Source organism: Streptomyces alkaliphilus (genome assembly GCF_014141535.1).
Lineage (GTDB): Bacteria > Actinomycetota > Actinomycetes > Streptomycetales > Streptomycetaceae > Streptomyces > Streptomyces alkaliphilus.
Window position 1 is genome coordinate 1 of sequence record NZ_VKHT01000808.1, and the last position, 2355, is coordinate 2355.

The window sequence follows — 2355 nt, forward strand, 5'->3', positions numbered from 1 at the left end:
GTGTATAAGAGACAGGTCGGGCCGGGCGGGGGGTCCGGCGGCGATTGTCAGTGGCAGCCGCTAGCGTCGGCGACGTGAAGCGAACGAATCAGAAACCGGTGACACCCATGGCTGGTACGGACCGCGAGAAGGCGCTCGACGCCGCTCTCGCGCAGATTGAACGACAGTTCGGCAAGGGCGCCGTCATGCGGATGGGCGACCGCACCGAGGAGCCCATCGAGATCATCCCGACCGGTTCGACAGCGCTCGACGTCGCCCTCGGGGTGGGCGGCCTCCCGCGCGGGCGGGTCGTCGAGGTGTACGGCCCGGAGAGCAGCGGCAAGACCACGCTGACCCTGCACGCGGTGGCGAACGCCCAGCGCGCCGGGGGCACCGTGGCCTTCATCGACGCCGAGCACGCCCTGGACCCGGAGTACGCCAAGCGGCTCGGCGTGGATGTGGAGCAGCTCATCCTCTCCCAGCCGGACAACGGCGAGCAGGCGCTGGAGATCACCGACATGCTGGTGCGCTCCGGCGCGCTGGACCTGATCGTCATCGACTCGGTCGCCGCCCTCGTGCCGCGCGCCGAGATCGAGGGCGAGATGGGCGATTCCCACGTCGGTCTCCAGGCCCGCCTGATGAGCCAGGCGCTGCGCAAGATCACCGGTGCGCTCAGTCAGTCCCGCACCACGGCGATCTTCATCAACCAGCTCCGCGAGAAGGTCGGCGTGATGTTCGGCAGCCCGGAGACCACCACCGGTGGTCGGGCGCTGAAGTTCTACGCCTCCGTGCGGCTGGACATCCGGCGCATCGAGACCCTCAAGGACGGCACCGACGCGGTGGGCAACCGCACCCGCGTCAAGGTCGTCAAGAACAAGGTCGCCCCGCCCTTCAAGCAGGCCGAGTTCGACATCCTCTACGGCATCGGCATCAGCCGTGAGGGCGGGCTCATCGACATGGGCGTGGAACACGGCTTCATCCGCAAGTCCGGTGCCTGGTACACCTACGAGGGCGACCAGCTCGGTCAGGGCAAGGAGAACGCCCGCAACTTCCTGCGGGACAACCCCGACCTCGCCAACGAGATCGAGCGGAAGATCAAGGAGAAGCTCGGCATCGGTCCCAAGGCCGAGCAGCCGGCCGAGGCCCCGGCGGAGGGCGCGGCGAGCCCCGCCGCTCCCGCCGCTCCCGCGGAGGAGGCCAAGGCCGCCGCGCCGGCTAAGACCGTTCGCGCCGGGGCCACGAAGGCACCCGCCGCGGCGAAGGCCTGATCCGTGGGCACCTCCCCGGAGCCGGGGCGTCGGGAGTCGGACGCCCCGGCCGATCCGGTGGAGCGGGCCCGTGCGATCTGCCTGCGCATGTTGACCGGCACCCCCCGCACCCGGGGGCAGCTGGAGGAGGCCCTGCGCCGCCGGGAGATCCCGGAGGACGCGGCGGCGGCCGTCCTGGACCGTTTCGAGGAGGTCGGCCTCATCGACGACGCCGCCTTCGCGGCGGCCTGGGTGGACTCCCGCCACCACGGCCGGGGGCTCGCCGGCCGCGCGCTCGCCCGTGAGCTGCGCCAGCGGGGGGTCGCGGCCCCCGTCGTCGCGGAGGCGGTCGCGGGCCTCGACCCGGAGCGGGAGGAGGAGACCGCCCGGGCCCTGGTGGAGCGCAAGCTCCGGGCGACCCGGGGCCTGGAGCGCGATCGCCGGCTGCGCCGGCTGGCCGGGATGCTGGCCCGCAAGGGATACCCGGAGGGCCTGGCGCTGCGCGTGGTGCGCGAGGCCCTGGAGCGGGAGGGCGAGGAGGTCGAGGAATGGGAGCTCCCGCCCTCCGGGGGATGAGCCCGCCGGGTGCGACCGGACCCGGCGGGACGGGAACACCGGGGCGGACCCCCGAGGGGTCGCTCCGGGCGGACCCTCAGCCCACCGGCAGGTCCGTGAGTTCTCCGACGCACCGCTCCAGCGCCCGTCGGTCCGCCCCCGGCAGGGCCGCGGCCAGTCGCCCGTCCGGCCGCACCACCAACAGGGTGTGCGCGGGGGCGCCCGGGTAGGCGTCGGTGACCAGGAGTTCCGCCGGCAGCGGCAGGGTGGACACCGCCCCCGCCAGGTCCGGCATCAGGCCCGCCGAGAGCCAGTGCCGCGCGTCCCACACCCGTGCCCCGGGAGCCGTCAGTACCAACAGCAGCGGTCCCCCCAGTCGTTCGGCGAGCCGACCGCGTTCCCCGTCCAGGGCCGTCACCGCCACGTCCACCACGGGGTTGCCGATGGCCGGTCCGCCCTCCGTCGTGGACTCCCGCTGCCCCGGGATCGAGTACCGGCCGGGCTCGCCCAGCGCCCCCCGACCGAGGTGGGCGTCGGCCGGCAGGGTCAGCCGCCCCCGGCCGGTACTCGATCC

Annotated in this window: 2 protein-coding genes and 1 pseudogene; 2 read left to right on the plus strand and 1 reads right to left on the minus strand. The window is 73.7% G+C overall.

Annotation, left to right across the window (positions count from 1 at the left end; genetic code table 11):
* Positions 1 to 107: 107 nt before the first annotated feature.
* Both recA and recX read left to right on the plus strand, forming a co-directional pair.
* Complete coding sequence (gene recA / locus FNQ90_RS19975; protein ID WP_182607629.1) at positions 108 to 1247, plus strand: recombinase RecA; 1140 nt, start codon at positions 108 to 110, stop codon at positions 1245 to 1247.
* A 3-nt stretch (positions 1248 to 1250) separates the two neighbouring features.
* Positions 1251 to 1802: a recombination regulator RecX gene (recX, locus tag FNQ90_RS19980; protein ID WP_182607630.1), complete on the plus strand. Its 552-nt coding sequence runs from the start codon at positions 1251 to 1253 to the stop codon at positions 1800 to 1802.
* 76 nt (positions 1803 to 1878) lie between these two features.
* On the opposite strand, the pseudogene FNQ90_RS19985 reads toward recX, so the two are convergent.
* Positions 1879 to 2355, minus strand: a pseudogene (locus tag FNQ90_RS19985) (monooxygenase); the annotation flags it as partial.